The sequence below is a fragment of the Photobacterium sp. R1 genome (assembly GCF_054600795.1).
The window spans coordinates 1-345 of sequence record NZ_BAAHZP010000258.1 but is presented as its reverse complement, the minus strand read 5'-3'; the positions used below and the strand labels follow the sequence as shown (position 1 = coordinate 345).

At 55.7% G+C, this 345-nt stretch carries 1 protein-coding gene; it reads right to left on the bottom strand.

Annotation, left to right across the window (positions count from 1 at the left end; translation table 11 throughout):
- Window positions 1-345 (bottom strand): ADP-dependent NAD(P)H-hydrate dehydratase (locus ACYP03_RS24940; protein WP_459782517.1); only part of this gene is annotated, 345 nt, incomplete at both ends.

Genomic DNA, 345 nt, shown 5'->3' with positions numbered 1-345 from the left:
CCGGGATTTCCGGCCAGGCAGACATAATGCTGCCGGCCATCATACACCACAGTGCCAGCGCCTTTCAGCACCACAACCCCGCCATAACGACCTTGGATCTGTTCCGCAGCAGCAAAACGATCGGCTTCGACGTCTGCAACTGTCAGATTGAGTAATCGGGCGGCTTCACCAGGGTGAGGCGTCAAAATACGGTTCTCTTTATAGTCTGGTGTCTGAGCCAATAAGTTCAATCCATCTGCATCCAGCACCAGTGACTGATCCTGTCGCACCACACTGTGGCTGGCATAGAGTGCTTGTCCCCATCCGCCCTGACCGAGGCCGGGACCTAATACTACAACATCGGCC